Here is a 26,860-nt window from a genome sequence, read left to right on the forward strand (position 1 = left end):
TTTTTTCGTTATAATGCTCACAAATTTTCGCATTTTTTGGCGAATTATTATCCAATTTTTCCTTCGAGAAGCAAATTATGAGCAATTCACGCAAACTATCATTCCAAACAAATTCCACCAAATCTTTTCAAGAGCGTAGCCCAAAACGTGCATTTAATGACAAAGAACGTCGTTTTGATGATCGTCGTAATAATGAAAAACGTGAGGGAAATCGACCGCACTTTGATAAAAAACGGGATGATCGTAAACCTTCTCGTGGCTTCCAACAGCAAGAAGTGAGAGAACCGAAAATTGCTGAACTTTCATTAAATAAAGCCAATGGTGAAAGGGGCTCGGTAAAAGTAATGGTGAAAAGTACTGGCGTGAGTTATAAACCGAAAGAAAAGAAAACAGGCGCATTATCACCACGCGCACCGGAGAAAATTAAAAAGAACCGTGCTGAAGAAATGAAAGTGTATGGTGAAAATGCGTGCTTAGAATTGTTTTCTGAGCGTCCAGAGAGCATTGTTCGCGTATGGGCAACGGTGCAAATAGCACATCGAATTGGCGAGATTTTCAGTTATTTAGCCGCGAATAAAAAAGTGTATCACGTGGTGGACAGCGATGAGCTAAGCTTAGTAAGTGGCACGGAGCATCACGGCGGAATTTGTATGTTAGTGAAAAAACAACGTACTTTTTCTTTGCAAGGTTATTTAGATGTACCGCGTCAAGAAGACTGCTTAGTGTTGCTAGATCAAGTTAATAATGCGCAAAACCTAGGTGGCGTTGTGCGTACTTGCGCCTTCTACGGCATTAAAAATGTGGTAACAAATCAAGTTGAACAGCTTTATGCGCCCGCTGCTGTGCGTGTGGCTGAAGGCGGGATGGAGCATATTCGTATTTTAGAAACAGAAAGTACGGAAATTGCGTTAGAGGCTTTACGTAAGGCTGGTTATCAGATTATTCATGTCTCAACCAATAAACAAGGCGTTGCGTTGGAACAACTCAAATTTGCAGCCAAAGTTGCATTAGTCTTGAGTGAAGGCAGCACAGATGATATTCGTGAGAAAGAAGATGTGAATGTGCGTCTTTCTTTAAGTAATCCATTAAAAACCGGATTAAATATTGCGGTAAATACAGGAATTTTATTAGCGCATTGGTATGTAAAATAACCTCAAGTGCGGTTATTTTTACACTTATTTTCAAGGCTGGCAGATGTCAGCCTTTTTTCTTTTTTAAAATGTGTGTCACTCAATTTTTCATCTTTCTTTCATAAAGTTTTTGGGGGAAGTTAGACAAAAGATCTATACTATTCGGAGTAGTTATTTAACAGGGAGTTTTTATGCCTGAACGTTCAGCCAATATTAGTACACATGATCCTTTCGGAAGTTTATTAGGTTATGCACCGGGTGGGATTGCGATTTATTCATCAGATTATCATACAGCCGATGAGAAAGAGTATCCGGATGATGCTGCCTTTCGCAGTTATTTAGGAAGAGAGTACATGGGCTACAAATGGCAGTGTGTAGAATTTGCGCGCCGTTATTTATATCTCAATCATGGCATGGTGTTTACTGATGTAGGAATGGCTTACGAGATCTTTTCTCTACGATTTTTACGTCAAGTGGTAAATGATGCCTTATTACCCTTACAAGCCTTTGCAAATGGCTGCAAACGTAAGCCTGAAGCAGGCGCCCTTTTAATTTGGCAAGAGGGGGGCGAATTTAAACATACGGGGCATGTGGCGATTATTACCGAAGTCTTAGAGGATAAAATCCGCATTGCTGAGCAAAACGTGATTCACTCTCGCTTACCAAGCGGGCAGCAATGGACGCGTGAATTACCGATGACGGTTTCTGAAAGTGGTTATTTTCTACATGATACCTTTGATGATACCGAAATTTTAGGTTGGATGATCCAAACGGAAGACACCGAATACAGTCTTCCACAGCCAACGCCAGAAAAAGAGAAACTTGAAATTCATGCAGAACATATTGAAAACAACGGTCAGTTTGAACACAAATGGCTGAATGAGCAAAATGAATTTGAAGCTGCCTATGTGAAAGCCATGGGAGGGCATAAAGTCAGTCATTCTGATCAATATCGTTACTTTACGATGTCTGAAACAGCACAGCATGAGTTGATTCGTGCAACCAATGAATTACATTTAATGTATTTGCATGCCACAGATAAAGTTTTAAAAGACGATAAATTATTAGAATATTTTAATATTCCAAAATTATTATGGCCTCGCTTACGTTTATCTTGGCAAAATCGCCGTTATCAAACCATTACAGGGCGTTTAGATTTCTGTATGGATAGTCGTGGATTGAAAGTGTATGAATACAACGCAGATTCAGCCTCTTGCCATGCGGAAGCCGGTGAGTTTATGAATCGATGGGCAATCCAAGGCGGATTGAATATTGGTGAAAATCCTGCTGATGGTTTACGTAATGCATTAGCGGATTGTTGGAAACACAGTGAAGCGACGCCGCTTGTTCATATTATGCAAGATCATGATGATGAAGAAGATTACCACTCATTGTTTATGCGTAATGCACTGGTCCAAGCAGGATTTCAAGCCAAAATTATTCATGGTACAGAGGGGCTACATTGGGATAGTCGTGGTCGTTTAATTGATGATGAAGATAACCAGATAAAAACGGTGTGGAAAACATGGGCTTGGGAAACCATGTTAGAGCAACTTCGTGAAGATGCGACAGGCATGGAAGTGGCTCCACCAATTCGTACAGGCTACCCGGAAGATAAAGTGCGGTTAATTGACGTGTTACTTCGTCCGGAAGTCTTAGTTTACGAGCCACTTTGGACTGCCATCCCAAGTAATAAAGCGATCTTACCTGTATTATGGTCATTATTCCCGAATCATCGGTATTTACTTGAAGCAGGATTTGAACTGACACCAGAGTTGGTTAAAAATGGTTATGCACAAAAACCAATTGCAGGCCGTCGAGGTGATAATGTGAAACTCATTGGTGAGTGTAAATCTGTACTCGATAGCACGGACGGTCGTTTTGATAAGCAGGAAAGTATTTATCAACAGCTTTGGTGTTTGCCAAAAGTGGAAGATCAATATGTTCAGGTTTGTACTTTCACTGTAGGTGGGCATTATGGTGGTAGCTGTTTACGCTCAGACCCGAGTTTGGTCATTATGGGAAACAGTGATATGCAACCGTTAAGAGTATTATCTGATAAAGATTTCCTTAAGAAATAAAAACAAAATCGGCACTCAATGAGTGCCGATTTATTATCATCAATTTATTAAATTATTTCGCATCTTTGTTATCAGCAGGTTTTTCATTTGCTTTTAACATATCCGCAGGAATAAAGCTTTGTTGTACTTTTGACATATCTGGAAGATGGTGTGCAATCCCTTTGTGACAGTCGATACAGGTTTTGTTTTGTTCCTGTGCAAGTGCGTGCATTTGTTGTGCCACAGTTTTTTGTTGTGAGTAATCCATATCATTAAAGTTATGGCAGTTACGACACTCTTGTGAGTTATTCGCTTTCATACGCGCCCATTCGCGTTCAGCCATTTCTAAACGATGTTTTTCGAATTTTTCTTTAGTATCTACTTTACCTGTAAAGTATGCATAAACTTCAGTCGATGCCTGCATTTTACGAACCATTTTTGGAATGAATTCATGTGGAACGTGACAGTCTGAACAAATTGCTTTCACACCTGAACGGTTACTAAAGTGGATTGACGCTTGGTACTCAGGTACAACGTCATTAGTATGACAGTCTGAACAGAATTGCTCTGTATTGGTTGTCGCCATTCCAGCATTAAACAGGTTAGTGCCAACGATAGTACCAATGATAGTTAATAAAATAACCCCACCAATTGCCATTTTGCTCGGAGAGCGTAACCAACGGCAAACTTTCTGAATGCTTGATTTAATCATGGTTTAGCTCCTTATTTACCTTGCATTTGACGAATAGTTTCAAATTTATTTTGAATAATTGGATTTACGTTAGTTTGCTGAACGTGGCATTGTAAACAGAAATAACGACGTGGTGAGGTACCTTCTGTTTTTTGACCATCACGTGTTAAGAAATGACTCTCAGGAACACGTGGCGCACCCGTTGTTGGGGCAACATCTGGCGCGTGGCAACCTAAACATTGATTCGCATTTTTAGTCACTTGTAAGCCACGAATGCTGTGTGGAACAAGTGGGGGTTGGTTCGGAAAAGTAACAGGAATATTGCCTACATCTTTATAAGGATTATTAAATGCAGGTGCAAGACTTTCTGCTGTTTTATCGATGCTGTTTGCAACTTGTGGTGCATCAGCAAATGCCAATCCACTACATAAAGCCAGCATGAAAATAAATGATTTTTTCATGAAATCCACTCCATTAAATAATTAAATATTTTTAATTTTTATTTGTTTCTCAAAGCGAGAGCCAAATGTAAATACATTTTCTGCGCACACGTCAATACAGCGTCCACAAGTAATACAATCTTTTGCCAATACAATTTGGCTATCTTCTGGTCCACCGTGTAAAGGAAGCCTTAATACTTGCGGCTCTGGGCAAACATTATAACAATCCATACAACGGTCACAGCGATCACGATCGACTACATTAATTTTTATCAGGCTTTTAGCACCAATGACACCATATATCGCACCAATTGGACAAAGGTGACCACACCAACCATGTTCAGCAACGAGTAAGTCAAACAAAAAGATGACAGCAACTAACCAAAGAGTTGCACCTGTTCCAAAGACAAAGATGCGTCCAAGTGCTGCAACAGGATTTATCCACTCCCATAAGAGTGTACCCGTTATTGCACTACCAACTAAAATCACGACTAAAATCACATAGCGAAGCTGACGGGAGATTTTTAATGATTGTCGAATACCTAATTTTCTACGTAACCAAGCTGCAGCGTCAGTCACCATATTCATTGGGCAGACCCAACTACAGAAGGCTTTGCTTGCAATGACAGCGTAGAATATAACAATAATCAGGGCACCAATAATCGTCGTAATTTCAGGTAAGTAACCTGTCGCTAAACTTTCCGCGGTAATCAATGGATCCGTTAATGGCACGGTATCCAAAAGCATGCTTGAGCTGTAATTGCCTTTTAGAATCCAAACTTGCCAAATCGGGCCACTTAAGAACATCAAAATAATACTTAATTGACTGATTCGACGTAGAATTAAAAAGCGATAAGCATGCCACCAACCGAGTTTTTGGCGAGCTTCTAAGCCTGCATCTTTAGGCTTATTCGGGGTATATTTTTCAGCCATTATTTAACCCCCTTAATGTTTAAGTCCAGATTTGGGAATTGCTCTGCTTCCGGAACTGTTGTTGGATTTGGTACATAATCCATTGTTGCACGGTTTGGTGTTGCAACTTTTTGGTTCGGTTGAACTTGCATTGGCTGATAAACCGGCTCATGTGAGCCTTCTGGCATACGAGCATCCATTGCTGGACGTAAGCCATCTGGATGTTGCTCCTCAATTAAGGATTTTCCGGCGTTTTGTTTTTCTTTCCAGCCTAAGCGATAGTGACGACCGAGTAGCCCTTTGGCGATATCCATCGGTAAGACTTTAATTGCCGCTTCTTCTAACACACAAGCTTGTTCGCATTTACCGCATCCGGTGCAAGCATCAGAGTGAACAGTTGGAATAAGCTTTGCATGAATCCCAGTACGATCATTGTGGATACGCTCAAGTGTAATCGCTTTATCTACTAATGGACAAACGCGATAACACACATCACAACGCAACCCCTGCCAGTTAAGACAAGTTTCATGGTCTAGCAATACGGCTAACCCCATTCTCGCATCATTGATGTCTTTAAGTTCCTCACTTAATGCGCCACTTGGACAAGCATTCATACATGGAATATCCGGACACATTTCGCAAGGTTTATCCCGAGCGATAAAATAAGGTGTGCCAGCTTCCATTGATGAAATCAGCGAAGCTAAATGCAACATATCATATGGACACGCTTGGACGCATTGTCCGCAACGGGTACAAGCTGCCAAGAAATCCTTTTCCGGTAAAGCACCAGGTGGACGCAAGGCGATCCCTTCTTTAGCTTTAGCTTGTTGTTGCTGTAAGCCAAGAATAATACCAACCCCACATACTCCGGCAGCCGTTCTTGTCACATTTTTTAAAAACTGACGACGGTTAGGATCAAGTCTCATCTGCGTTTCCTTTTATAAGCGGCCTGATTTTGTAAAAATATTGCAAAATTTGACCGCTCTTATTTTAAATTCCCTTCTCTTGAAAGAGAGGAGCGACTAGAAACAAAAGGAAAATCCTACGCTTTTTCCACTTTTACCGCACATTTTTTGAAGTCGGTTTCACCTGAAATTGGATCGGTTGCATCCAATGTTAATTTGTTAGCAAGCTGACCCGCATCAAAGAAGGTGGTGTAAATTAAGCCCTGAGGACATTTGTTACGACCACGGGTATCTAAGTAAGAAACCATTTCACCACGACGTGTAATTAATTTCACTTTATCCCCATGACGTAAGCCATATTTTTTCGCATCCGCTGGGTGCATCCAAACTAAGTTATTCGGGAACGCACGGTGTAATTCAGGTACACGACGAGTCATGGTACCGGTATGCCAGTGTTCAAGTACACGACCAGTACATAACCATAATGGATATTCTTCATCTGGTGATTCTGCAGGGTCTTCATAAGGCACACCTAAGATAATTGCTTTTTTATCCGGATAACCGTAGAACGCAACATCTTCGCCTGCTTTAACGTACGGGTCAAAGCCTTCACGGTAACGCCATAAGGTTTCTTTACCGTCAACAACCGGCCAACGTAAACCACGTACTTGGTGGTAAGTATCAAATGGTGCTAAGTCATGGCCATGACCACGACCAAAGCTTGCGTATTCTTCGAATAAGCCTTTTTGTAGGTAGTAACCAAAGTGATCTGCTTCATCATTGATGTATCCTGGAACATCCGTTGGTACTTTATATTTGTTTACTTCACCATTCTCGTAAAGTACTTCATATAAAGTCTTACCACGATATTCTGGCATTTGAGCTAATAATTCTTCGCCCCATACTTCATCTGTTTTGAAGTATTTAGAGAATTCCACAATTTGCCATAAGTCAGAACGAGACTCACCAGGACCTTTCACTTGTTGACGCCATAATTGGGTACGACGTTCTGCGTTACCATAGCCCCCTTCTTTTTCTACCCACATACAAGTAGGGAGAATTAGGTCTGCTGCAACTGCAGAAACGGATGGGTAAGGGTCTGAAACAACGATGAAGTTTTCAGGGTTACGCCAACCAGGGAAAATTTCGTCGTTAATGTTTGGACCACCTTGCATGTTGTTGGTACAAAGTTGCCATAAGAAGTTTAATTTACCATCTTTTAATGCACGGCTTTGTTGTACAGCTGCGTATCCAGGTACAGTTGGAATGGTACCTTTTGGTAATTTCCATTTTTTCTCAGCGATTTCAACGTGTTTAGGATTGGTTACTACCATGTCCGCTGGTAAACGGTGAACGAAAGTACCAACTTCACGCGCTGTACCACAAGCTGAAGGTTGACCCGTTAATGAGAACGGACCACAACCTGGTTTAGAAATTTTACCGGTTAATAAGTGTACGTTATAGATCATATGGTTAACCCATACAGCACGAGTGTGTTGGTTAGCGCCCATTGTCCAGTAAGATACTAAGTTCTGTTCTGGATCCGCGTACATTTTCGCGAGGGTTTCAAGCTGATCTTTTGGTACACCAGAAATACGGTGTGCTTCGTCTAATGTATAAGGTGCAACGATTTTCTTGAATTCTTCGAAGTCAGAGTCATACATTTTACCTGCAGTTTTACGGTTTTTCGCTGCAACTTCAAGTGGGTGTTCTGGACGTAGACCATAACCGATATCAGTTTCACCACGTTTGAATTTAGTATGTTTATTAACGAAGTCCCAGTTTACTTTATCGTTTTGGATAATGTAGTTTGCAATGTAGTTAAGGATTGCAAGGTCTGCATGTGGATTAAATACAATAGGCACATCAGCTAATTCAAACGAACGGTGTTCGAATGTTGACATAACCACCACTTTCACATTATCAGAAGAAAGACGACGGTCAGAAATACGAGACCATAAAATTGGGTGCATTTCCGCCATGTTTGAACCCCAAAGCACAAATGCATCGGTTTTTTCGATGTCGTTATAGCAACCCATTGGTTCATCCATACCGAATGTACGCATAAACGCAACCGCTGCAGACGCCATACAGTGACGAGCATTAGGGTCGATAGTATTTGAACGAAGACCAGCTTTCCAAAGTTTTACTTTTGCATAGCCTTCATAGATAGTAGTTTGACCGGAAGAGAACATCCCAACAGCATTTGGTTCTTTTTTCTTCAAGATGTCTTTGATTTTTTCCGCCATGATAGTGAAAGCTTGATCCCAAGAAACTGGTGTAAAGTCACCTTCTTTATGGAATTTACCATCTTTCATACGTAATAACGGAGTTTGTACACGGTCTGCACCGTACATGATTTTAGAAAGGAAGTAACCTTTGATACAGTTTAAACCGCGGTTTACTTCTGCATCTGGGTCACCTTGCGTTGCGACAACTCGACCATCTTTGGTTCCTACCAATACGCTACATCCTGTACCACAGAAACGGCATGGGGCTTTATCCCATTTGATGCCCATATCTTCGGTCGCATTAACCTGTTTAACAGGGATGGTCATACCGGCAGCCGCTGCCGCTGCAAGTGCAGCATTGGCTTTCATAAAATCTCTACGATTAAGTTCCATAGTTTTCCCCACTCGTTGTTGAATGTTTTAGAATATACAAAAGAGTATGTATTCCTAAATTATTTATTTTTCATCTAAGTAATTAGAAATTAAAGAAACGACAATTACTCCTGGGATATCTTTAATTTCATCCATAAGATCCGCTAATGCTAATTGACGGTTACTTTCAAGGGTTACCACCAATTTGCCTTCATCAGATTTTTCGCCATGAATCTCAGCGGTTGGAATCGCTAAAATGGCTTCTTTGACTTGGTTAAGTTTTTCTGGTCTGGCTTGCACAACAATGCTGCATACATACCAGTTCTCATTTTCGCTAAATTGACTCATCGATATTTGTTTCAATATTAAAAATTTTTATTGCTTTTGTTGGGCAAACACTTAGGCAAGCACCACAACCATTACAACTTTCTAAATCCAATATGGGTTTTGCGACGCCACCAAGTTGTAATCGAAAACGGATGGCATTCATCGGACAGCTATCTTGGCAACTTCGACATTCCACTCGATTTTCTGTGAGACATTGCGTTGTAATTTCAACTTTATGTGCCCAAGGCTCTTCTTCTAATGAACGAAAAATCGGTTGTTCACAGACTAAAACACATTTTTGGCAGAACGTGCATTCGCCCTTGTCAAATTGTATTTCAGGAAAACCGCCATCGCCTTTTACGATAATTTGGGTTTCACATACTAGTATGCAATCACCGCACCGCGTACATTTCTCCGTAAAATCACTTTCGTTTATTGACCAAGGTGGACGTATAGCATTAATACCTTGAATTTTCGCGTTTTCAGAATGTAACGATTGTAAAAATTGCCCACGTAATAATTGTCTGCGAGAAGGATTTTCAATCGCCATATTTTTCTTTAAAGTTCGGTATTTTCAAGGGATGCATTATCTAGTGCTAATAAAAAAATAGTAACTACCTAAAAGGAGTAGTTTTTAAGAAATATACACTTTTGTTGAGATAGATCAATGATATTTTGAAGAAATGTTATTAGTGTAAATAAATTGTTAAAATATAAGTGAAAATGATTATTAAATAGGGCGGAGGATCCGCCCTGAAGTGAGTTTAAAATATTATGCGTTTTGGGTTGGGTAATCCCACCAAATATCGAATAATTCACTGATTTCGATTTGTTGTAATTTATTTTCTTCTAACCATTTTTTCACTAATTGACGATGGCTTTCATCACATTTACCGATTTTCTCTAAGCAAACTAAGCCTTCCCAATGTAAATAGCCGCTACCTTCATAAGCTAAGCCGTTTGGTTGAATCACTTCAGCAATAAAACGATCAACGGTTTCATCGATAGTTTCGATGCTGGTACCTTCAGCAAATTGCCAATTCACTAAAAAGCCTAATTCTTGGAATTCTGCTAAGTGAAGTTTTTTACGTTGACGTTGATTACGAGTTGTCATTTCAATGTTCTCCTATGTTAAGGTAATGGGTATCGTCATCATCTCGATGATTATTTTTTCTTAAAGTATAAATCCCACACGCCGTGACCTAAGCGATGACCGCGCGCCTCAAATTTTGTAAGAGGGCGGAAATCAGGACGTGGAATATAATCTTGTTCGGCAGTATTGATTAAGTTTTCATTGGCTGAAAGGACTTCGAGCATTTGTTCCGCATAGTTTTCCCAGTCCGTTGCCATATGAATAAAGCCATTTGGTTGTAATTTTTGAACGACTTGCTCTACAAAGTGCGGTTGAACAATGCGGCGTTTATGATGTTTTGCTTTATGCCAAGGGTCTGGGAAGAAAAGCTGTAAACCACCTAATTCACCATCTTTCACACAATCACGTAAAATTTCAGTGGCATCATGGCAAATCACGCGAAGGTTTTTCACGCCTTTTTCTACCGCATAAGCAATACAGGCACCCACACCAGGCGTGTGCACTTCAATACCGAGATAATTTTTATCAGGATTCGCTTCAGCCATATCCACTAAAGATTTCCCCATCCCGAAACCAATTTCTAATATAACAGGATTCGTATTGCCATAAATAGCAGCAAAATCAAAAGGGGCGTTTTGATAATCTAATCCAAGATCAGCCCAGTGATCGTTCATCATATTTTTTTGAAAATCACTTAAGCGACCCGTCCGCAACACAAAACTACGAACTTTACGTTTATAACGACCATCTTCTGTAAATTCAGCCGTTTCAACGGTTTTACGTTTTTGATCAGCAAAGGTTTTTTGCTCTTCTGTCATGGTATTTATTCGCTCAATTAAAATTGGCGGCGATTATACACTAAAAGGCAAGGTTGTGGGATTTTTCCACCTAATTCCCGTATAATAGCGAAAATTTTTAATTGTTTTTTGTTATGAATATTGTCCGAGTTGCATTAGCCGTACCGCTTCCCCGATTTTTTGATTATCTCTATTCGCCCGACTTGACGCCAATTGTTGGTGGACGAGTGTTGGTGCCTTTTGGTTCGCAAAAACGAGTCGGGATCGTGGTGGATTTGCCGGCTTCTTCGGATGTAGCAAAAGAAAAGTTAAAACCGATTATTGATGTACTTGATGCTGAATCACTCTTTAATTCGACAACTTGGGATTGGTTGGCTTGGTCCGCTAATTATTATCGTGCAGCATTAGGCGATGTGTTGTTTCAAGCCTTGCCAGTCAAACTTCGTAATGGAGAAAGTGCGGTTAAAAATGACCGCACTTTTTGGCGTATTACGGACCTTGGAAAACAAGCGTTAGAATCAGGTGAATTAAAACGCGCTAAAAAACAAATTGAAGTCTTAAATTTATTGATAACGCAAGATCTAGAAAAAGGTAACAATGAGATTAGTTCCGCGATTTGGTCAGCCTTAAAGGGCAAAGATTATGTGGAAGAGATTATCGTGCCTACTGAACAAAAAAGTTGGCAACAAGCTTTAGGGGATGAGCCTTTAGTTAATCTTGATAACCGATTGACCTTAAACAAGCAACAAGCCCTTGCATTTAGCCAGTTGCTTTTCCAAGAAGGCTTTAATGTGTGGTTGTTAGAGGGCGTGACTGGTTCGGGTAAAACTGAAATTTACCTGCAATACATTGAAGAAGTTTTAAAGAAAGGCAAACAGGTTTTAGTGCTTGTTCCTGAAATTGGGCTTACTCCTCAGACTGTTAGACGTTTCCAAGCTCGCTTTAATGTCGAAATTGATGTATTGCATTCCAACTTGAATGATACACAGCGCTTAAATGTTTGGGAACGCGCAAGAACAGGACAAAGTGCAATCGTAATTGGCACGAGATCGGCGCTTTTCACCCAGTTTTCAGATCTCGGCTTAATCATTTTAGATGAAGAACATGACGGCTCATTTAAACAGCAAGATGGTTGGCGCTATCATGCGAGAGATTTAGGCATTGTGCTTGCTCAAAAACTCAATATTCCTATCTTATTAGGTTCTGCCACACCAAGTTTGGAAAGTGTGAATAATGTACAAAATGGCAAATATCATCATTTGGTGCTATCAAAAAGGGCTGGAAATGCGACCGCACTTCGTCAATTTGTGATTGATTTAAAACATCAACGAATTCAAAACGGCTTATCTGAACCGCTGTTGCAACGTATGCAGGAACACTTAGAAAAAGGTAATCAAGTATTGTTATTCCTTAATCGACGTGGATTTGCGCCTGTGTTGTTATGTCATGAGTGTGGCTGGATTGATGAATGTCATCATTGCGAAAAACCTTATACCTATCACCAACATCAGCGCGTTTTACGCTGCCATCATTGTGGTGCACAAAAAATAGTGCCGATGCAATGTGGTCATTGTGGTTCAACGCATTTAGTCACAACAGGTTTAGGTACAGAACAACTGGAGGAAACTCTAAAAGCACGTTTCCCTCAATATAATATTGCACGTATCGATCGTGATAGTACAGCGCGAAAAGGCAAGCTTGAAGGTTATTTAGACGATATTCAGCAAGGTAAAAGTCAGATTTTAATTGGCACCCAAATGTTAGCCAAAGGGCACCATTTCCCGAATGTCACCTTGGTTGCTTTAGTGAATGTGGATAATGCCTTATTTTCCCTTGATTTCAGAGCCGAAGAACGTTTGGCTCAGCTTTATGTGCAGGTTGCAGGACGCTCAGGCAGGGCGGAAAAACAGGGCGAAGTGGTTTTGCAGACGCATTATCCGGATCACCCGTTATTAACCACCTTACTTGAAAAGGGCTATCAAGCCTTTGCAGAAGAAACCTTGAAGTTGCGGCATAATATGGGTTTGCCTCCATTTAGTTTCCAAGCGTTGTTTAAAGCACAATGCCGTCATTCTGAAGAGGCGGAAAATGCATTATCGCAATTAGCGTCTTTCTTCTATGAACAAAAAATAGAAGGCTTGCAAGTATTGGGGCCGATTCCTGCACCGTTTAGCAAAAAAGCGGGGCAGTATCGTTGGCAGTTATTATTACAGCACGCGTCTCGGAAACAATTACAGGCAGCATTGAGTCGATATTCACCAGAGCTGATAAAGTATTCTCAAGTACGGTTAATTTTAGACGTAGATCCATTGGATTTGAGTTAGCAAAAATTCCCTAGAAAAATGCACAGTTTTTCAGTAGAATTAAGCGTTTTTTATACTCTAAGTTTAATTTATCGAATATTTTAGGATTTTATCGTGGCTCATCGAGATTTTGCCGGTCGAAGCGGCTCAAAAAATAATAAAAAGAAAGCAAAGAAACGTTTTAATCGTAATACCTTAATTGGTCTTGCGTTGGTGGCGGTATTAGGTTTTGGTTTAGGGCTTTACTTCTTAAAAAGTAAAACGCCTGAACCTGTCGTGACAACAACGGTTCAACCGGAAAAACCGCAACCGAAAAGTGTACTACCAAATCGCCCAGAAGAAGTGTGGCACTATATTAAAGAATTAGAAACTCGTACGGTGCCGGTGGATAATAATCCTTCTTCTGTTGAAAAAAATATGCGTTTGACGGAAGAGCAGCGTCAAGTGCTGATTCAAATGGAAAAGGAGCAAAAAGCGGCAGAAGAAGCGAAAAAATTAGAAGCTCAACGTAAAGAGCAAGAAGCGGCGAATGCAGAAAAAGCCGCGGCTCAAGCACAGCAAGCTCAACCAGCACAGACAGCTCAAACTCAGCTAGCTCAGCAAACAGCAAACCCAGAAGCGAAAAAGCCTGAGCCAGTTAAAAAAACAGAGCCAGTTAAAAAGCCTGAACCTCCGAAAAAAGTAGAAGTGGTGAAAGCTGAACCCGCAAAAACGGAACCTGCTAAAACTGAGCAACCGAAAAAAGTAGAACCGAAACCCGCTGAACAACAAGTACAGGCTGGCGGCAAAAAATTCGGTTTACAATGTGGAGCATTTAAAAATCGTGCACAAGCAGAAAGCTTACAAGGTCGTCTAGCGATGGCTGGCGTAAATGCACAAATTGCGACAAGTGAAGAATGGAACCGCGTACGAGTGGGACCATTTGGTAGTCGAGATGCCGCAACAGCAGCACAAGATAAAGCAAAATCAGTGGCGAGTTGCGTAGTGATTGGAATGTAATTCAGAATTTAAAAGTGCGGTTAAAAATAACCGCACTTTTTTTATATTTTCACTTGCCAAAAAACGAAAAATCAATAAAATGAACGTTTATTCATTTTTGATATTCATCTTAAATGACCTTTCTCATATATAACCCTAAGAATTTAATTTTTTATTATGCGACAAGTAAAAGCCTCTAAAACGAAGCTTGGTGTCAGCGAGCAGATCTTTGATGCAACAGATCGTCTTATGGCAAAAGAAGGATTACATCATCTTTCTATGCATAAGTTAGCCAAGGAAGCAGGCATCGCAGCTGGCACGATTTATCTTTATTTTAAGAGTAAAGACGAGTTATTAGCACAATTTGCTCGTCGAGTGTTCAATAAGTTTGTTATGGCGATTGAAGAAGGTTTTGATGAAAATCAACCTTTTTTCGAACAATACAGAAAAATGTGGTGGAATATTTGGCATTTTCTTCAAGAAAATCCAACGGTTTTGTCAAATATGAACCAGTATAAATCTTTGCTGGAGTTTATTGAAACCTGCAAAGAAATGGAGCATTCGTGCTGGGATCAGTTTTGTCTCAATGGACAAGCAGCAAATGTGTTAGCTAATTTAGAACCTCGAATTTTATTTTTGCTGAGTCTAGATACTGCAATAGTTTTAGCCTCAGATAACAAATTTCTCGGTATAGCGGTTACCGATGTTGTGTTAGAATCTGTCATTGAACGCTCTTGGCGTGCAATTCAGAAATAGTCATTTTATTGTCTTAATGGAGTTTTCCAAATGAGTATAACTCAAACTGATAAACCAAAGCGTTCACACGTTTTCTTTTTGAAATTAGCGTTAGGCGTATTTGTGTTAATTTTTGCAGCAATGATTTTCCTTAATCAAATGAAGGCAAAAGGCATTGCTGATTTCTTAGCAAATAAACCAGAAACAGCCTCTCCTGTGACTGCAATGACAGTTAAGGCTTCAGAATGGACGCCGATCATTGAAACAACAGGTCTTGTTCGTCCAAATCAAGGGGCGATGTTAAGTGCACAAAGCGCTGGAACCGTGTCTAAAGTGCTCGTGCAAAATGGCCAAAGCGTGAAAAAGGGTGATTTGTTAGTTGAGTTAGATAGTTCCGTTGAGCGTGCAAGCTTACAAGCGGCTCAAGCTCAAGTGGTGTCATTACGTCAAACTTATCAACGTTATGCAAACCTTGCGGGCAGCGGTGCCGTTTCTCGTCAAGAATTAGATAACGCAAAATCAGCTTATGAAGCACAAGCGGCAAATATTGAGTCATTAAAAGCAACCATTGAACGTCGCCAAATCGTGGCACCATTTGATGGTAAAGCGGGTATTGTAAAAGTAAATGTCGGTCAATACGTTTCAAACGGTGCTGAGATTGTGCGTGTTGAAGATCGTTCTTCCATGAAAGTAGATTTTGCCATTGCGCAAAATCTATTAGATAAATTGCATATCGGTCAAAAAGTAACGGCTACGGCAGACGCACGTAAAGGTGAAACCTTTGCAGCAAAGGTTACCGCAATTGAGCCAGCAATTAATTCTTCAACGGGTTTAGTCGATGTTCAAGCAACGTTTGAACCAGAAGACGGTGCAAAATTATTATCCGGAATGTTTACTCGCTTACATGTGGCTTTACCAACTGAGCATAATCAAATCGTTGTGCCACAAGTGGCAGTGAGCTACAACATGTATGGCGAATCGCTTTATATTTTGACCGCACTTTCCGATGAAGATATTGAGAAATTAGGCGGCGCAGAAAAAGCGGCGAATATGTACCGTGCAAAATCAATCACTGTATTTACGAAAGATCGTCAAGGTATTTATGCACAATTAAAAGGCGATGAAGTTAAAGTCGGCGATAAAATTGTGACCGGCGGTCAGCAAAACTTAAGTAACGGTGCATTAGTCTCTGTTGCAGATAAAGCGGGCGTAGGTACTGAACAACCTGCGAATAAAACGAATCTTTAATTAGGAAAAGCGAATGAAATTTACCGATATATTTATTCGTCGTCCTGTTTTGGCGGTTTCGATTAGCTTGTTAATCATTATTTTAGGATTACAAGCGATCTCGAAATTGGCTGTGCGCGAATATCCGAAAATGACCACGACGGTGATTACGGTGACCACTGCATATCCAGGGGCGGATGCGAACTTAATTCAAGCGTTTGTTACTTCCAAAATTGAAGAGGCGGTAGCGCAAGCAGATAATGTGGACTATATGTCTTCAAGCTCTAGCCCAAGTACGTCAACTGTCACCGTAAAAATGAAATTAAATACGGATCCGAATGCGGCCTTGGCAGATGTTTTAGCTAAAGTTAACTCAGTTCGTTCTGAATTACCAAGTGGTATTGAAGATCCAACGATTTCTTCATCAACCGGTGGTTCGGGGATTATGTATATTAGTTTCCGTTCTGACAAGCTTGATGCAAGCCAAGTGACTGACTATATTCAACGCGTAGTCAAACCTCAGTTCTTTACTGTAGAAGGGGTGGCGAGTGTGCAGATCTTTGGTGCATCTGAGTACGCACTTCGTATTTGGTTAGATCCAGAAAAAATGGCGGCTCAAAACCTTTCAGCCACAAAAGTGATGTCTGCATTATCAGCGAATAACGTTCAAACGGCGGCTGGTAATGATAATGGCTATTTTGTAACCTATAAAAACAAAGTAGAAACCACAACAAAATCGGTTGAAGAATTAGGTAACTTAATTGTGACGTCTAACGGTGATAAGTTAGTACGTTTACGCGATATCGCTGATATTGAGTTAAATAAATCAAGCGATAGCTCACGTGCGGTAGCCAATGGCGCAGATTCTGTTGTATTAGCGATTAACCCAACCTCATCAGCAAACCCATTAACGGTAGCTGCGAAAGTACGTCCGCTATATGACAGTATTAAAAATAATCTACCGGATGCTATTGAATCTGACATCTTATATGACAGTACAATTGCGATTAATAACTCAATTAATGAAGTAATCAAAACGATTGTTGAGGCAACGATAATCGTGTTAGTGGTGATTACCATGTTTATTGGTTCATTCCGCGCGATTTTAATCCCGCTTATCACCATTCCGATTTCATTAATTGGGGTAATCATGTTGCTTCAATCATTTGATTTTTCTATTAACCTGATGACGTTGCTGGCATTGGTTCTAGCCATCGGTTTGGTGGTGGATGATGCAATTGTGGTATTGGAAAACGTAGACCGCCACATTAAGTTAGGTGAAACGCCATTCCGTGCGGCGATTATCGGTACGCGTGAAATTGCCGTTCCGGTTATTTCCATGACCATTACCTTGATTGCGGTATATTCTCCAATGGCGTTAATGGGCGGTATTACGGGTACGTTGTTTAAAGAGTTTGCTTTAACCCTTGCTGGAGCAGTATTTATTTCCGGTATCGTAGCATTAACGCTTTCACCAATGATGACCAGTAAATTGCTAAAATCCAATGAGGCTCCAAGTAAATTGGAACAACGAGTAGAGCATACCCTTAGTAAAGTGAATGCAGCTTATGCGTATGTACTTGATTTGGCGATGGTAAACCGTAAATGTATGTTGATGTTTGCGGCAATCATTTTTGCAACCTTACCGGTGTTGTTTAAATCACTTTCAAGTGAATTAACACCAACGGAAGACAAAGGCGTATTTTTGGCAATCGGTTCTGCACCGTCTAACGTAAACGTGGATTATGTGCAAAATGCGATGACACCTTATCAAGAGATTTTAACCAATACGCCAGAAGTACAGTTTGCGATGACGATTTCAGGGGCACCAAGCTCTAACCAATCTTTAAACGTTGTAACTTTAAAAGATTGGAAAGAACGCTCAAAAAGCCAAACAGCTATCATGAATGAGCTGAATGAAAAAGCGAAATCTATTCCTGAAGTGTCTGTACAAGGCTTTGCGTTCCCAGAAATTAATACAGGGGAGCAAGGTCCTCCAATTGGTTTTGTGATCAGCACATCACAAGACTACGGTGATTTAGCAAATGTGGCGGGTAAATTCTTAGAGGATATGCAAAAATCCAGCAAGTTCGTTTATACCAATCTCGATCTTAAATTTGATACTGCTCAAATGCGTATTAAGATCGATCGTGAAAAAGCAGGAACTTATGGCATTACAATGCAACAAATCAGCCGTACGTTAGGCAGCTTCTTATCTGCCGCAACCATTGAACGTGTGGATATTGATGGTCGAGCTTACAAAATTATTTCCCAAGTAAAACGTGACAATCGTTTATCTCCGGAAAGTTTTAATAAGTATTACATCACCGCAGCAAATGGTACCTCTGTTCCATTAAGCAGCTTGGTGACGGCTACATTGGAACCACAACCAAGTACATTGCCTCGTTTCAGCCAGTTAAACTCTGCGGTGATTAGTGCTGTACCGATGCCAGGTACTTCAATTGGTGATGCGATCCAATGGTTACAGGACAATGCGAAAAATACGTTACCACAGGGTTATAACTATGACTTTAAAAGTGAAGCGCGTCAGTTAGTACAAGAAGGTAATGCGCTTGCTGTAACGTTCTTACTTGCGGTAGTGATTATTTTCTTAGTCTTGGCAATTCAGTTTGAATCAATTCGCGATCCAATCGTGATTATGATTTCTGTGCCGTTAGCTGTAAGTGGTGCGTTATTAGCCTTAAATGCCTTTGGATTTGTAGGGATTGCTGGAACGACACTCAATATCTACTCACAAGTGGGTTTGATTACCCTGGTTGGTCTTATTACGAAACACGGTATTTTGATGTGTGAAGTAGCGAAAGAAGAGCAGTTAAACCACGGTAAAACGCGTATTGAAGCGATCACTGAAGCGGCTAAAGTACGTTTACGTCCAATTTTGATGACTACCGCTGCGATGATTGCAGGTCTTGTACCGTTGCTTTATGCAACAGGTGCGGGTGCGGTATCTCGTTTCAGTATTGGTATCGTTATTGTGGCAGGCTTGGCTATCGGTACATTGTTTACCTTGTTCGTGTTGCCAGTGATTTATTCTTACATTGCAAGCGAACACAAACCGTTACCAGTGTTTGATGAAAATGTAAAACCAATTGAAGGTCACATTAACGAACAACATTAATTGAAAATACGATAAAAACAAACCGCACTTTGATTTTTCAAGTGCGGTTTTCTTTGAGAGATTAAAAAAGCGAACATAATGTTCGCTTTTTATTTATGAAAGTGCGGTCAAATTTTTAACCATTTTTATTTAGCCATTTTTATTTTTAGTGGCTTTGTAAAGTTCCATCGCTTCTGGTAATAAGCGTTGTAAGTTTTCTTGGCGGGATTCATCACTCGGGTGAGTAGAAGCTAACACATCAAGTGCACCTTTAGAACCACCAGAGGCTTTTGCCATTTTTTGCCATAAACCTGGGGCAACTTCAGGATTGTAACCTGAGCGAGCCATTAGCATTAATCCAACTTCATCCGCTTCAGTTTCTGCGCTACGAGAGTAAGGTTTATCTAAAGCAAAGTCTTTGGTCAGTGTGACTAAATCAGTCACGTCGGCTCCAACGACAACAGACAGAGCTGTTCCACCAATAGCGCCCGCAATCGCACTCATGGTGCCGAAGTTGGCTTTGGCTTTACCGTGCTCTTTTAAGGCGTGTGCCATTTCATGACCCATTACAACCGCGATTTCGTTATCGTTTAGTTGTAAAGTATCCACTAAACCTGTGTAGAAAGCCATTTTCCCCCCCGGCATAGCCCAAGCATTGAGCTCTTTAGATTTAATAACATTGATTTGCCAATTAAACTTTAAGCCGGTTTCATTCTCTTGGTTTGCATAAGGCACCATTTTGTTAAAGACATGATGAATACGTCTTGCAGTATTTGATGTAGTATCAATCGCACCTTGTGAGCGAATTTTCCCCATTTCTTGTGTATAGCTGCTTGCTGCTTCTTGATTGATTGAGGCAGAATCCGCACAAGACGTGATAACCGTCCCTGCTAATACAGCAAAAGCAAAACTTTTGAGTTGTTTTTTCATAAATTATCCTTTTGTTGAGATGGCTGATTATATGAATTTATTGCGTTTTGTCGATACAAAAAGATTGTCTTTTAAATTTGTACTACTATAATAGTGCAAATTTTTATTTTAGGACTTAACGATGACAATAAAAAAATCTCCTTCTTTATTAGGCGGCGCCATGATTATTGCGGGTACCGCAATTGGTGCAGGTATGCTTGCAAACCCAACCTCAACGGCTGGCGTATGGTTTATCGGCTCTATTCTTGCTTTGGTTTACACTTGGTTCTGTATGACCACATCAGGTTTGATGATCTTAGAAGCCAACTTACATTATCCTACCGGCTCAAGCTTTGACACCATCGTAAAAGATTTGTTAGGTAAAGGCTGGAATATTATCAATGGTCTTTCAGTTGCTTTTGTTTTGTATATTTTGACTTATGCCTACATCACTTCAGGCGGTGGTATTACACAAAACTTGCTTAACCAAGCTTTTGGTTCTGCTGAAAGTGCGGTCGATATTGGACGTACTTCTGGATCCTTAATTTTCTGTTTTATTCTTGCGGCTTTCGTGTGGCTTTCCACTAAAGCTGTGGATCGTTTCACCACTATATTGATTGTTGGGATGGTAGTCGCTTTCTTCCTTTCTACCGCAGGTTTATTGAGCTCTGTAAAAACAGAAGTGTTATTCAATACTATTGCAGAAGGTGATCAAACTTATTTACCTTATTTATTGACCGCACTTCCTGTTTGCTTAGTGTCTTTTGGTTTCCATGGAAATGTACCGAGTCTCGTCAAATATTACGATCGCGATGGTAGTCGTGTAATGAAATCGATCTTTATTGGTACAGGCTTAGCCTTAGTGATTTACATCTTATGGCAGCTTGCGGTGCAAGGTAATTTACCACGTACAGAATTTGCCCCCGTGATTGAAAAAGGCGGCGATGTATCAGCATTATTAGAAGCATTACACAAATATATTGAAGTGGAATACATTGCGGTTGTATTGAATTTCTTTGCTTATATGGCTATTGCAACCTCATTCTTAGGGGTAACGTTAGGTTTATTTGATTATATTGCCGATTTATTTAAATTTGATGACAGCTTATTAGGCAGAACAAAAACCACATTGGTAACATTCTTACCTCCACTATTGTTAAGTTTACAATTCCCTTATGGTTTCGTGATTGCCATTGGTTATGCTGGATTAGCTGCAACTATTTGGGCTGCAATCGTGCCAGCACTGCTTGCTAAAGCAAGTCGCCAAAAATTCCCAAATGCGACTTATAAAGTGTATGGAGGTAATTTTATGATTGGCTTTGTGATCTTATTCGGTGTGTTAAATATTGTGGCACAAGTAGGCGCAAACTTAGGATGGTTTGCAAGTTTCGCAGGATAAGTTTTCGCGTTAATATTGTAGGGGCGTATCGAATACGCCCTTTTTAATTTTACATAGGAAACGAGATGAGTAACCAAACGAGCGTTTATGATAAAGAAAACTTCTTTGCGCTTTATCAAAAACTTCGATCTAACCCAATCAGTCTCAATGAAATAGTGGAAAAGCCGACTATGCTTTCCCTGTTACCTGATTTACAAGGAAAAAAATTGCTCGATCTAGGTTGTGGAACTGGCGGACATTTGCAACGCTATTTAGAACGCAATGCGGAGAGAGTAGTAGGAACAGATCTTTCAGTTAAAATGCTCGAGCAAGCTGAACAAGATCTGCAAAAGTGCGGTCAATTTTCAGGATGTTTTTCGTTATATCAGTTACCGATGGAAAAATTAACGGAATTGCCAGAAAGTGATTTTGATGTCATTACCAGCTCTTTTGCTTTTCATTATATTAAGGATTTTCCCGCTTTATTAGCGATGATAGGCAACAAGCTTAAGCCTAACGGCACATTAGTTTTTTCCCAAGAGCATCCGATTGCGACTTGCCATAAAGAAGGGGAACGCTGGGAAAAAAATGAGCAAAAACAGCAAGTCGCTTATCGTTTAAATCATTACCGTGATGAAGGACTGAGAGAACGAAATTGGTTTCAACAACCTTTTAAAACGTATCACCGCACGACAGCAACGATTATTAATGATTTAATTGCCGCAGGTTTTCAAATTGAACAAATGGCGGAACCAATGTTAGCCGAGCAGCCACAATGGCATGATGAATTTAAAGATTTGCGGCATCGTCCCCCTTTATTGTTTATTAAAGCAAGAAAAGTGATGAATTTAACAAAATAAACTGGTTTTTGACCGCACTTTATGGTATAAATCGCACCGCTGTTTTTGGGTTTCAAAAGCAGCGTTTTTAATTATTAACAACACACACATATCATTAAGGCTTAATCGGGGTGCCAAACGGTCGATTAGCTGATATGTGGAGGCTCAACCCCAACAAAAGGAAAATATTATGGCACAAGTTTCAATGCGCGACATGATCAACGCGGGCGTACACTTTGGACACCAAACTCGTTACTGGAACCCACAAATGAAACCTTTCATTTTTGGTGCTCGTAATGGTGTTCACATCATCAACTTAGAAAAAACTTTACCTTTATTCAACGAAGCTTTAGCGGAATTAACTCGCATTGCTAGCAACAACGGTAAAGTATTATTCGTTGGTACTAAACGCGCGGCTCAAGAAGCAGTACAAGCTGCAGCATTAGACTGTCAACAATATTACGTAAACCACCGTTGGTTAGGTGGTATGTTGACTAACTGGAAAACCGTTCGTCAATCAATTAAACGTTTAAAAGATTTAGAAACTCAATCTCAAGACGGTACTTTTGACAAATTAACCAAAAAAGAAGCGTTAATGCGTACCCGTGAGATGGAAAAACTTGAATTAAGTCTTGGTGGTATCAAAGATATGGGCGGCTTACCAGATGCGTTATTCGTTATCGGTGCAGACCACGAACATATCGCTGTTAAAGAAGCAAACAACCTAGGTATTCCTGTATTTGCTATCGTTGATACTAACTCAACTCCAGCTGGCGTAGATTTCGTTATCCCAGGTAACGATGATGCGACTCGTGCTATCCAACTTTACGTTTCTGCAGCTGCAGCAGCGGTTAAAGAAGGTCGTGGTAACGAAGCTCAAGTTGCTGAAGAATTAGCAGCTGACGCAGAATAATTTAAGTTTTGCAATAAGGCGAAGCCCTTAATAATCAAACGATTAATTGGCATAGGGGCTAAAATTTAGCCCCTATATTTTTATCTAAAAGTGCGGTCAAAATAAATCGCATTTTCGACAGAGGATTTTTAAAATGGCTGAAATCACAGCATCATTAGTAAAAGAACTTCGTGAACGTACCGGTGCCGGTATGATGGAATGTAAAAAAGCATTAGTTGAAGCAAACGGTGATATCGAGTTAGCAATCGACAACATGCGTAAATCTGGTCAAGCTAAAGCAGCTAAAAAAGCAGGCCGTGTTGCCGCTGAAGGTGTTATCCTTGCTCGTGTAGAAAATGGTTTCGGTGTATTAGTTGAAATGAACTGTGAAACTGACTTCGTAGCAAAAGATGCTGGCTTCTTAGGTTTAGCAAACGAAGTAGCTGATTTCGCAGCAGCACACAAAGGCACTACTATCGAAGCATTACAAGCACAATTTGAAGAAAAACGTGCGGCATTAGTGGCTAAAATCGGTGAGAACATGAACATCCGTCGTGTTGCTTACTTAGAAGGTCAAGTTATTGCTCAATACTTACACGGTGCAAAAATCGGTGTATTAGTGGCAGGTGAAGGTTCAGAAGATGAACTTAAAAAAGTGGCAATGCACGTAGCGGCATCTAAACCAGAATTCGTGAACCCAGAAGATGTACCTGCAGATGTTGTTGAACACGAGCGTCAAATTCAAATTGATATCGCAGTTAACTCTGGTAAACCAAAAGAAATCGCAGAGAAAATGGTTGAAGGTCGTATGAAGAAATTCACTGGTGAAGTTTCATTAACAGGTCAACCATTCGTAATGGATCCTTCTGTATCTGTAGGTGACTTCTTAAAATCAGTAAATACTTCAGTGTCTAACTTCATCCGTTTAGAAGTGGGTGAAGGTATCGAGAAAAAAGAAGAAGATTTCGCAGCTGAAGTTGCAAAAATCACTGGCGGTAACGCTTAATTTTCTCCATTGAGATATAAAAAAGCCGATATTGAATATCGGCTTTTTTGTTGCCTTAAATTTGAGAGATTTCCCTATTTATTCGGACGAATATCAATGGCAGGGTCTGCATCTTTACGATATTTCTCTTCAATCAGTTTTTTCAGTCCATAGTCATCTTTGTCAGCTTGTTCAGAGAATAAATCTTCCTCTAATGTGAGTTTCGGATTTTTAATCCCTATCCAATTAGCAATACCTTCTAAGAAATTCAAACCAGATTTAAAGGCTTTGTATTCTTTACGTGCCGTATCATCAGATGAAATCTTAAAGAGCGGAATATTATGATGTAATTGGCTGTGACAGTTTTGATTAAATAAGGTTACACCATGTTTATCATCTTCTTGGTGACATAAACCATGATCGGAGAAATAAATCATTGAGAAAGTGCGGTGCGTTTTTTGCTCGTTTTCTTTGAGGGTTTCATACACTTTCTTGATGAAATCATCGGTTTTCTTAATGGATGTAATATAGCAATTTAAGTATTCGTTCTTTTTCTCAATGTCATTGTCATTGAAAATTTTCGGGTAATCTTCAACGCGATCGCAAGCAAGCGGATGTGAGCCATAAATGTGTAATACAATAAAGCGTTTACCTTGCGTTGGATCTTCTAAAACTTGGGCAAATTTAGGGATTAAATCAAAATCGCTGTAGTTTGTCGAATTAAAGCTCCCGCCTTTTTTCAAGAAAATGGTTTCATCAGATTTTGATGCAAGCGAAGCAACTGGCGTGTCATATTCACCTAAGAAACCTTGATTAGAAAGCCAGTAGGTTTTCAGACCAGCAGACTTAATGAGATCCACTAAGCTTAAGTCATAGTTTGGTTCCCATTTTTCTTTATCAGGTAACGTTAACATCAATCGCAATGAGGCGACAGTGTTGGTTCCGGCGGATGTCATGCCATCAATCAGTGTACCATTTGCTGATGACATAAATGGTGTGTCATTGATGGGGTATCCATACGCATGCAAGTAGTCTTTTCGCGCACTTTCACCCAAAATAATCACATAATCTTGGTATTTAGAATTTTCTAATGTGGATTGTCCCCAGCTGCTTTCCTGTGACATTTTTTTCAATTTTTGCCATTCATTAACAATTTCCACACTCGAATCTATCGTTTCTTTTAATGGCGCAGCAATCGGTAAGTTGTAGCCAATCAACAGGGTAGCGAGGGCAATGAATGTTTTATTGCGATAAAATTTCACCCCAAATTTGACCGCACTTTTGTAATGTAAAAAGACTAAAACTGGAATAGCTAATGCGGCTAAATAGCTGCTCACAGGGATTTGCATGAGAAACTCTTTGGTCTCTAACATATCTGTCGCGAGAACCGATGCAATATATTGGTAGCTTGGCGCACCAAAATTTAAGCCTGTCGGCGTATAAATTGCGTGTAAGCAAACTAAGGGTAATAAAATAAAATAGAAAGATTTTCGGCTACTACTTAATAAAATAATGAAAATAGCCGTGAGTAAAATTAGACTAATAGATGGCTCAGGAAACATCCCTGAACCTCGTAAAATCAAATAACCCGCAGCAATGGCGCAAGCCAAAGAAAAAAGTGCGGTTAAAATTTGTGAGGTTTTTGAAATCTTCATAAAGTTTACCTATAAAATCAAAACGGCGATATTTTATCGCACTTTTCTGACCAATTTCCATTTTTAACTTTTTCGCTCTTTTGCTAGAATAAGCCAATTTTTGTAACCGATAAAGGAAAAGACAAATGAGCCAACCAATTTACAAACGTATTTTATTGAAATTAAGTGGTGAAGCATTGCAAGGTGATGAGGGCTTCGGTATCGATCCTTCGATCCTTGATCGTATGGCGTTAGAGATTAAAGAATTAATTGAAATGGGCGTGGAAGTTGGTGTTGTGCTCGGTGGTGGTAACTTATTCCGTGGTGCAAAATTAGCTAAAGCGGGGATGAATCGAGTAGTAGGCGATCATATGGGGATGCTTGCAACCGTGATGAATGGTTTGGCGATGCGCGATGCGCTTCACCGTGCAGATGTGAATGCAAAATTAATGTCTGCTTTCCAATTAAATGGGATTTGCGATACCTATAACTGGTCTGAAGCCATCAAAATGTTGCGTGAAAAACGTGTAGTGATTTTCTCAGCCGGTACGGGTAGCCCGTTCTTTACTACAGATTCAGCTGCATGCTTGCGTGGTATTGAAATTGAAGCGGATATCGTGTTAAAAGCGACCAAAGTTGATGGCGTGTATGATTGCGACCCTGCAAAAAATCCTAATGCGAAGCTATACCATAAATTATCTTATGCAGAAGTGATTGATAAAGAATTACAAGTAATGGATTTAGCTGCGTTCACACTCGCTCGTGACCACGGTATGCCAATTCGTGTATTTAATATGTGCAAACCAGGTGCGTTACGCAAAGTCGTACTCGGTACAGAAGAAGGCACAACGATTAGTTAATTTTTTAAAGAATAAAATGGCGAGAGACTATCTCGCCTTTTTTA

23 protein-coding genes are annotated in these 26,860 nt (G+C 40.1%); 12 read left to right on the forward strand and 11 right to left on the reverse strand.

Annotated features, from left to right (window positions below; genetic code table 11):
- Positions 1-77: 77 nt before the first annotated feature.
- Both ADA56_RS01670 and gss read left to right on the forward strand, forming a co-directional pair.
- Positions 78-1,151 (forward strand): tRNA/rRNA methyltransferase, encoded by a 1,074-nt coding sequence (locus tag ADA56_RS01670; protein WP_049368901.1) that lies wholly within the window; start codon positions 78-80, stop codon positions 1,149-1,151.
- A gap of 170 nt (positions 1,152-1,321) precedes the next feature.
- Positions 1,322-3,211, forward strand: coding sequence for a bifunctional glutathionylspermidine amidase/synthase (gene gss / locus ADA56_RS01675; RefSeq protein WP_049368902.1), 1,890 nt, complete (start codon positions 1,322-1,324; stop codon positions 3,209-3,211).
- Positions 3,212-3,263: 52 nt separating this feature from the next.
- On the opposite strand, the gene ADA56_RS01680 is transcribed toward gss, so the two are convergent.
- From ADA56_RS01680 to trmB, 9 genes are all read right to left on the reverse strand, one after another.
- Positions 3,264-3,902 (reverse strand): NapC/NirT family cytochrome c, encoded by a 639-nt coding sequence (locus ADA56_RS01680; RefSeq protein WP_049368903.1) that lies wholly within the window; start codon positions 3,900-3,902, stop codon positions 3,264-3,266.
- 11 nt (positions 3,903-3,913) lie between these two features.
- On the reverse strand, positions 3,914-4,342 hold the full coding sequence (locus ADA56_RS01685; protein ID WP_049365639.1) for a nitrate reductase cytochrome c-type subunit: 429 nt from the start codon (positions 4,340-4,342) through the stop codon (positions 3,914-3,916).
- 21 nt (positions 4,343-4,363) lie between these two features.
- On the reverse strand, positions 4,364-5,254 hold the full coding sequence (napH, locus tag ADA56_RS01690; protein ID WP_049368904.1) for a quinol dehydrogenase ferredoxin subunit NapH: 891 nt from the start codon (positions 5,252-5,254) through the stop codon (positions 4,364-4,366).
- Entirely contained in the window at positions 5,254-6,159 is a 906-nt protein-coding gene (napG, locus tag ADA56_RS01695) for a ferredoxin-type protein NapG (RefSeq protein ID WP_049368905.1), read from the reverse strand. Before napG ends, napH begins: the two co-directional genes overlap by 1 nt.
- A gap of 116 nt (positions 6,160-6,275) precedes the next feature.
- A complete protein-coding gene (gene napA / locus ADA56_RS01700; protein ID WP_049368906.1) occupies positions 6,276-8,762 on the reverse strand; it encodes a nitrate reductase catalytic subunit NapA in 2,487 nt (828 codons plus the stop codon).
- Positions 8,763-8,825: 63 nt separating this feature from the next.
- Positions 8,826-9,089, reverse strand: a complete 264-nt coding sequence (locus ADA56_RS01705; RefSeq protein WP_049367905.1) for a chaperone NapD — start codon at positions 9,087-9,089, stop codon at positions 8,826-8,828.
- Positions 9,076-9,618, reverse strand: coding sequence for a ferredoxin-type protein NapF (napF, locus tag ADA56_RS01710; RefSeq protein ID WP_049367904.1), 543 nt, complete (start codon positions 9,616-9,618; stop codon positions 9,076-9,078). Before napF ends, ADA56_RS01705 begins: the two co-directional genes overlap by 14 nt.
- Before the next feature lie 222 nt (positions 9,619-9,840).
- The gene (locus tag ADA56_RS01715; RefSeq protein WP_049368907.1) at positions 9,841-10,182 is read right to left on the reverse strand and encodes a YggL family protein; all 342 of its coding nucleotides are present in this window, start codon (positions 10,180-10,182) and stop codon (positions 9,841-9,843) included.
- 50 nt (positions 10,183-10,232) lie between these two features.
- Positions 10,233-10,979 (reverse strand): tRNA (guanosine(46)-N7)-methyltransferase TrmB, encoded by a 747-nt coding sequence (trmB, locus tag ADA56_RS01720; protein WP_049368908.1) that lies wholly within the window; start codon positions 10,977-10,979, stop codon positions 10,233-10,235.
- A 113-nt stretch (positions 10,980-11,092) separates the two neighbouring features.
- Between trmB and priA the strand changes: the two genes are divergently transcribed.
- The 5 genes from priA (at position 11,093) to ADA56_RS01745 (ending at position 19,340) form a co-directional block, all read left to right on the forward strand.
- Positions 11,093-13,282, forward strand: a complete 2,190-nt coding sequence (priA, locus tag ADA56_RS01725; RefSeq protein WP_049368909.1) for a primosomal protein N' — start codon at positions 11,093-11,095, stop codon at positions 13,280-13,282.
- A gap of 93 nt (positions 13,283-13,375) precedes the next feature.
- Positions 13,376-14,260 (forward strand): cell division protein FtsN, encoded by an 885-nt coding sequence (gene ftsN, locus ADA56_RS01730; RefSeq protein ID WP_049368910.1) that lies wholly within the window; start codon positions 13,376-13,378, stop codon positions 14,258-14,260.
- A gap of 156 nt (positions 14,261-14,416) precedes the next feature.
- On the forward strand, positions 14,417-14,995 hold the full coding sequence (locus ADA56_RS01735; protein WP_049368911.1) for a TetR/AcrR family transcriptional regulator: 579 nt from the start codon (positions 14,417-14,419) through the stop codon (positions 14,993-14,995).
- 30 nt (positions 14,996-15,025) lie between these two features.
- Positions 15,026-16,222: an efflux RND transporter periplasmic adaptor subunit gene (locus ADA56_RS01740; RefSeq protein WP_049368912.1), complete on the forward strand. Its 1,197-nt coding sequence runs from the start codon at positions 15,026-15,028 to the stop codon at positions 16,220-16,222.
- Between the two features lie 13 nt (positions 16,223-16,235).
- Positions 16,236-19,340, forward strand: a complete 3,105-nt coding sequence (locus ADA56_RS01745) for an efflux RND transporter permease subunit (protein ID WP_049368913.1) — start codon at positions 16,236-16,238, stop codon at positions 19,338-19,340.
- A 129-nt stretch (positions 19,341-19,469) separates the two neighbouring features.
- On the opposite strand, the gene ADA56_RS01750 is transcribed toward ADA56_RS01745, so the two are convergent.
- A complete protein-coding gene (locus ADA56_RS01750; RefSeq protein WP_049368914.1) occupies positions 19,470-20,249 on the reverse strand; it encodes a M48 family metallopeptidase in 780 nt (259 codons plus the stop codon).
- Between the two features lie 121 nt (positions 20,250-20,370).
- Between ADA56_RS01750 and mtr the strand changes: the two genes are divergently transcribed.
- From mtr to tsf, 4 genes are all read left to right on the forward strand, one after another.
- Positions 20,371-21,627, forward strand: coding sequence for a tryptophan permease (gene mtr, locus ADA56_RS01755; protein WP_049368915.1), 1,257 nt, complete (start codon positions 20,371-20,373; stop codon positions 21,625-21,627).
- A 65-nt stretch (positions 21,628-21,692) separates the two neighbouring features.
- Positions 21,693-22,466: a class I SAM-dependent methyltransferase gene (locus tag ADA56_RS01760; protein ID WP_049368916.1), complete on the forward strand. Its 774-nt coding sequence runs from the start codon at positions 21,693-21,695 to the stop codon at positions 22,464-22,466.
- A gap of 169 nt (positions 22,467-22,635) precedes the next feature.
- Positions 22,636-23,358: a 30S ribosomal protein S2 gene (rpsB, locus tag ADA56_RS01765; protein WP_005698638.1), complete on the forward strand. Its 723-nt coding sequence runs from the start codon at positions 22,636-22,638 to the stop codon at positions 23,356-23,358.
- A 133-nt stretch (positions 23,359-23,491) separates the two neighbouring features.
- Positions 23,492-24,343, forward strand: a complete 852-nt coding sequence (gene tsf, locus ADA56_RS01770; protein WP_049368917.1) for a translation elongation factor Ts — start codon at positions 23,492-23,494, stop codon at positions 24,341-24,343.
- A 74-nt stretch (positions 24,344-24,417) separates the two neighbouring features.
- Here the strand turns inward: tsf and ADA56_RS01775 are convergent, their stop codons facing one another.
- Positions 24,418-25,977, reverse strand: a complete 1,560-nt coding sequence (locus ADA56_RS01775; protein WP_049368918.1) for a phosphoethanolamine transferase — start codon at positions 25,975-25,977, stop codon at positions 24,418-24,420.
- 125 nt (positions 25,978-26,102) lie between these two features.
- Between ADA56_RS01775 and pyrH the strand changes: the two genes are divergently transcribed.
- The gene (gene pyrH / locus ADA56_RS01780; protein WP_005698626.1) at positions 26,103-26,816 is read left to right on the forward strand and encodes a UMP kinase; all 714 of its coding nucleotides are present in this window, start codon (positions 26,103-26,105) and stop codon (positions 26,814-26,816) included.
- The last annotated feature ends 44 nt before the right edge of the window (positions 26,817-26,860 follow it).

It is taken from the genome of Parahaemophilus parainfluenzae, assembly GCF_001055095.1.
Classification (GTDB): domain Bacteria; phylum Pseudomonadota; class Gammaproteobacteria; order Enterobacterales; family Pasteurellaceae; genus Haemophilus_D; species Haemophilus_D parainfluenzae_Z.

Bases quoted from the DNA above. Each gene is read 5' to 3' on its own strand.
- ADA56_RS01670 (WP_049368901.1), top strand. From the start codon at position 78: ATGAGCAATTCACGCAAACTATCATTCCAAACAAATTCCACCAAATCT.
- gss (WP_049368902.1), top strand. From the start codon at position 1,322: ATGCCTGAACGTTCAGCCAATATTAGTACACATGATCCTTTCGGAAGT.
- ADA56_RS01680 (WP_049368903.1), bottom strand. From the start codon at position 3,902: ATGATTAAATCAAGCATTCAGAAAGTTTGCCGTTGGTTACGCTCTCCG.
- ADA56_RS01685 (WP_049365639.1), bottom strand. From the start codon at position 4,342: ATGAAAAAATCATTTATTTTCATGCTGGCTTTATGTAGTGGATTGGCA.
- napH (WP_049368904.1), bottom strand. From the start codon at position 5,254: ATGGCTGAAAAATATACCCCGAATAAGCCTAAAGATGCAGGCTTAGAA.
- napG (WP_049368905.1), bottom strand. From the start codon at position 6,159: ATGAGACTTGATCCTAACCGTCGTCAGTTTTTAAAAAATGTGACAAGA.
- napA (WP_049368906.1), bottom strand. From the start codon at position 8,762: ATGGAACTTAATCGTAGAGATTTTATGAAAGCCAATGCTGCACTTGCA.
- ADA56_RS01705 (WP_049367905.1), bottom strand. From the start codon at position 9,089: ATGAGTCAATTTAGCGAAAATGAGAACTGGTATGTATGCAGCATTGTT.
- napF (WP_049367904.1), bottom strand. From the start codon at position 9,618: ATGGCGATTGAAAATCCTTCTCGCAGACAATTATTACGTGGGCAATTT.
- ADA56_RS01715 (WP_049368907.1), bottom strand. From the start codon at position 10,182: ATGACAACTCGTAATCAACGTCAACGTAAAAAACTTCACTTAGCAGAA.
- trmB (WP_049368908.1), bottom strand. From the start codon at position 10,979: ATGACAGAAGAGCAAAAAACCTTTGCTGATCAAAAACGTAAAACCGTT.
- priA (WP_049368909.1), top strand. From the start codon at position 11,093: ATGAATATTGTCCGAGTTGCATTAGCCGTACCGCTTCCCCGATTTTTT.
- ADA56_RS01735 (WP_049368911.1), top strand. From the start codon at position 14,417: ATGCGACAAGTAAAAGCCTCTAAAACGAAGCTTGGTGTCAGCGAGCAG.
- ADA56_RS01740 (WP_049368912.1), top strand. From the start codon at position 15,026: ATGAGTATAACTCAAACTGATAAACCAAAGCGTTCACACGTTTTCTTT.
- ADA56_RS01745 (WP_049368913.1), top strand. From the start codon at position 16,236: ATGAAATTTACCGATATATTTATTCGTCGTCCTGTTTTGGCGGTTTCG.
- ADA56_RS01750 (WP_049368914.1), bottom strand. From the start codon at position 20,249: ATGAAAAAACAACTCAAAAGTTTTGCTTTTGCTGTATTAGCAGGGACG.
- mtr (WP_049368915.1), top strand. From the start codon at position 20,371: ATGACAATAAAAAAATCTCCTTCTTTATTAGGCGGCGCCATGATTATT.
- ADA56_RS01760 (WP_049368916.1), top strand. From the start codon at position 21,693: ATGAGTAACCAAACGAGCGTTTATGATAAAGAAAACTTCTTTGCGCTT.
- rpsB (WP_005698638.1), top strand. From the start codon at position 22,636: ATGGCACAAGTTTCAATGCGCGACATGATCAACGCGGGCGTACACTTT.
- tsf (WP_049368917.1), top strand. From the start codon at position 23,492: ATGGCTGAAATCACAGCATCATTAGTAAAAGAACTTCGTGAACGTACC.
- ADA56_RS01775 (WP_049368918.1), bottom strand. From the start codon at position 25,977: ATGAAGATTTCAAAAACCTCACAAATTTTAACCGCACTTTTTTCTTTG.
- pyrH (WP_005698626.1), top strand. From the start codon at position 26,103: ATGAGCCAACCAATTTACAAACGTATTTTATTGAAATTAAGTGGTGAA.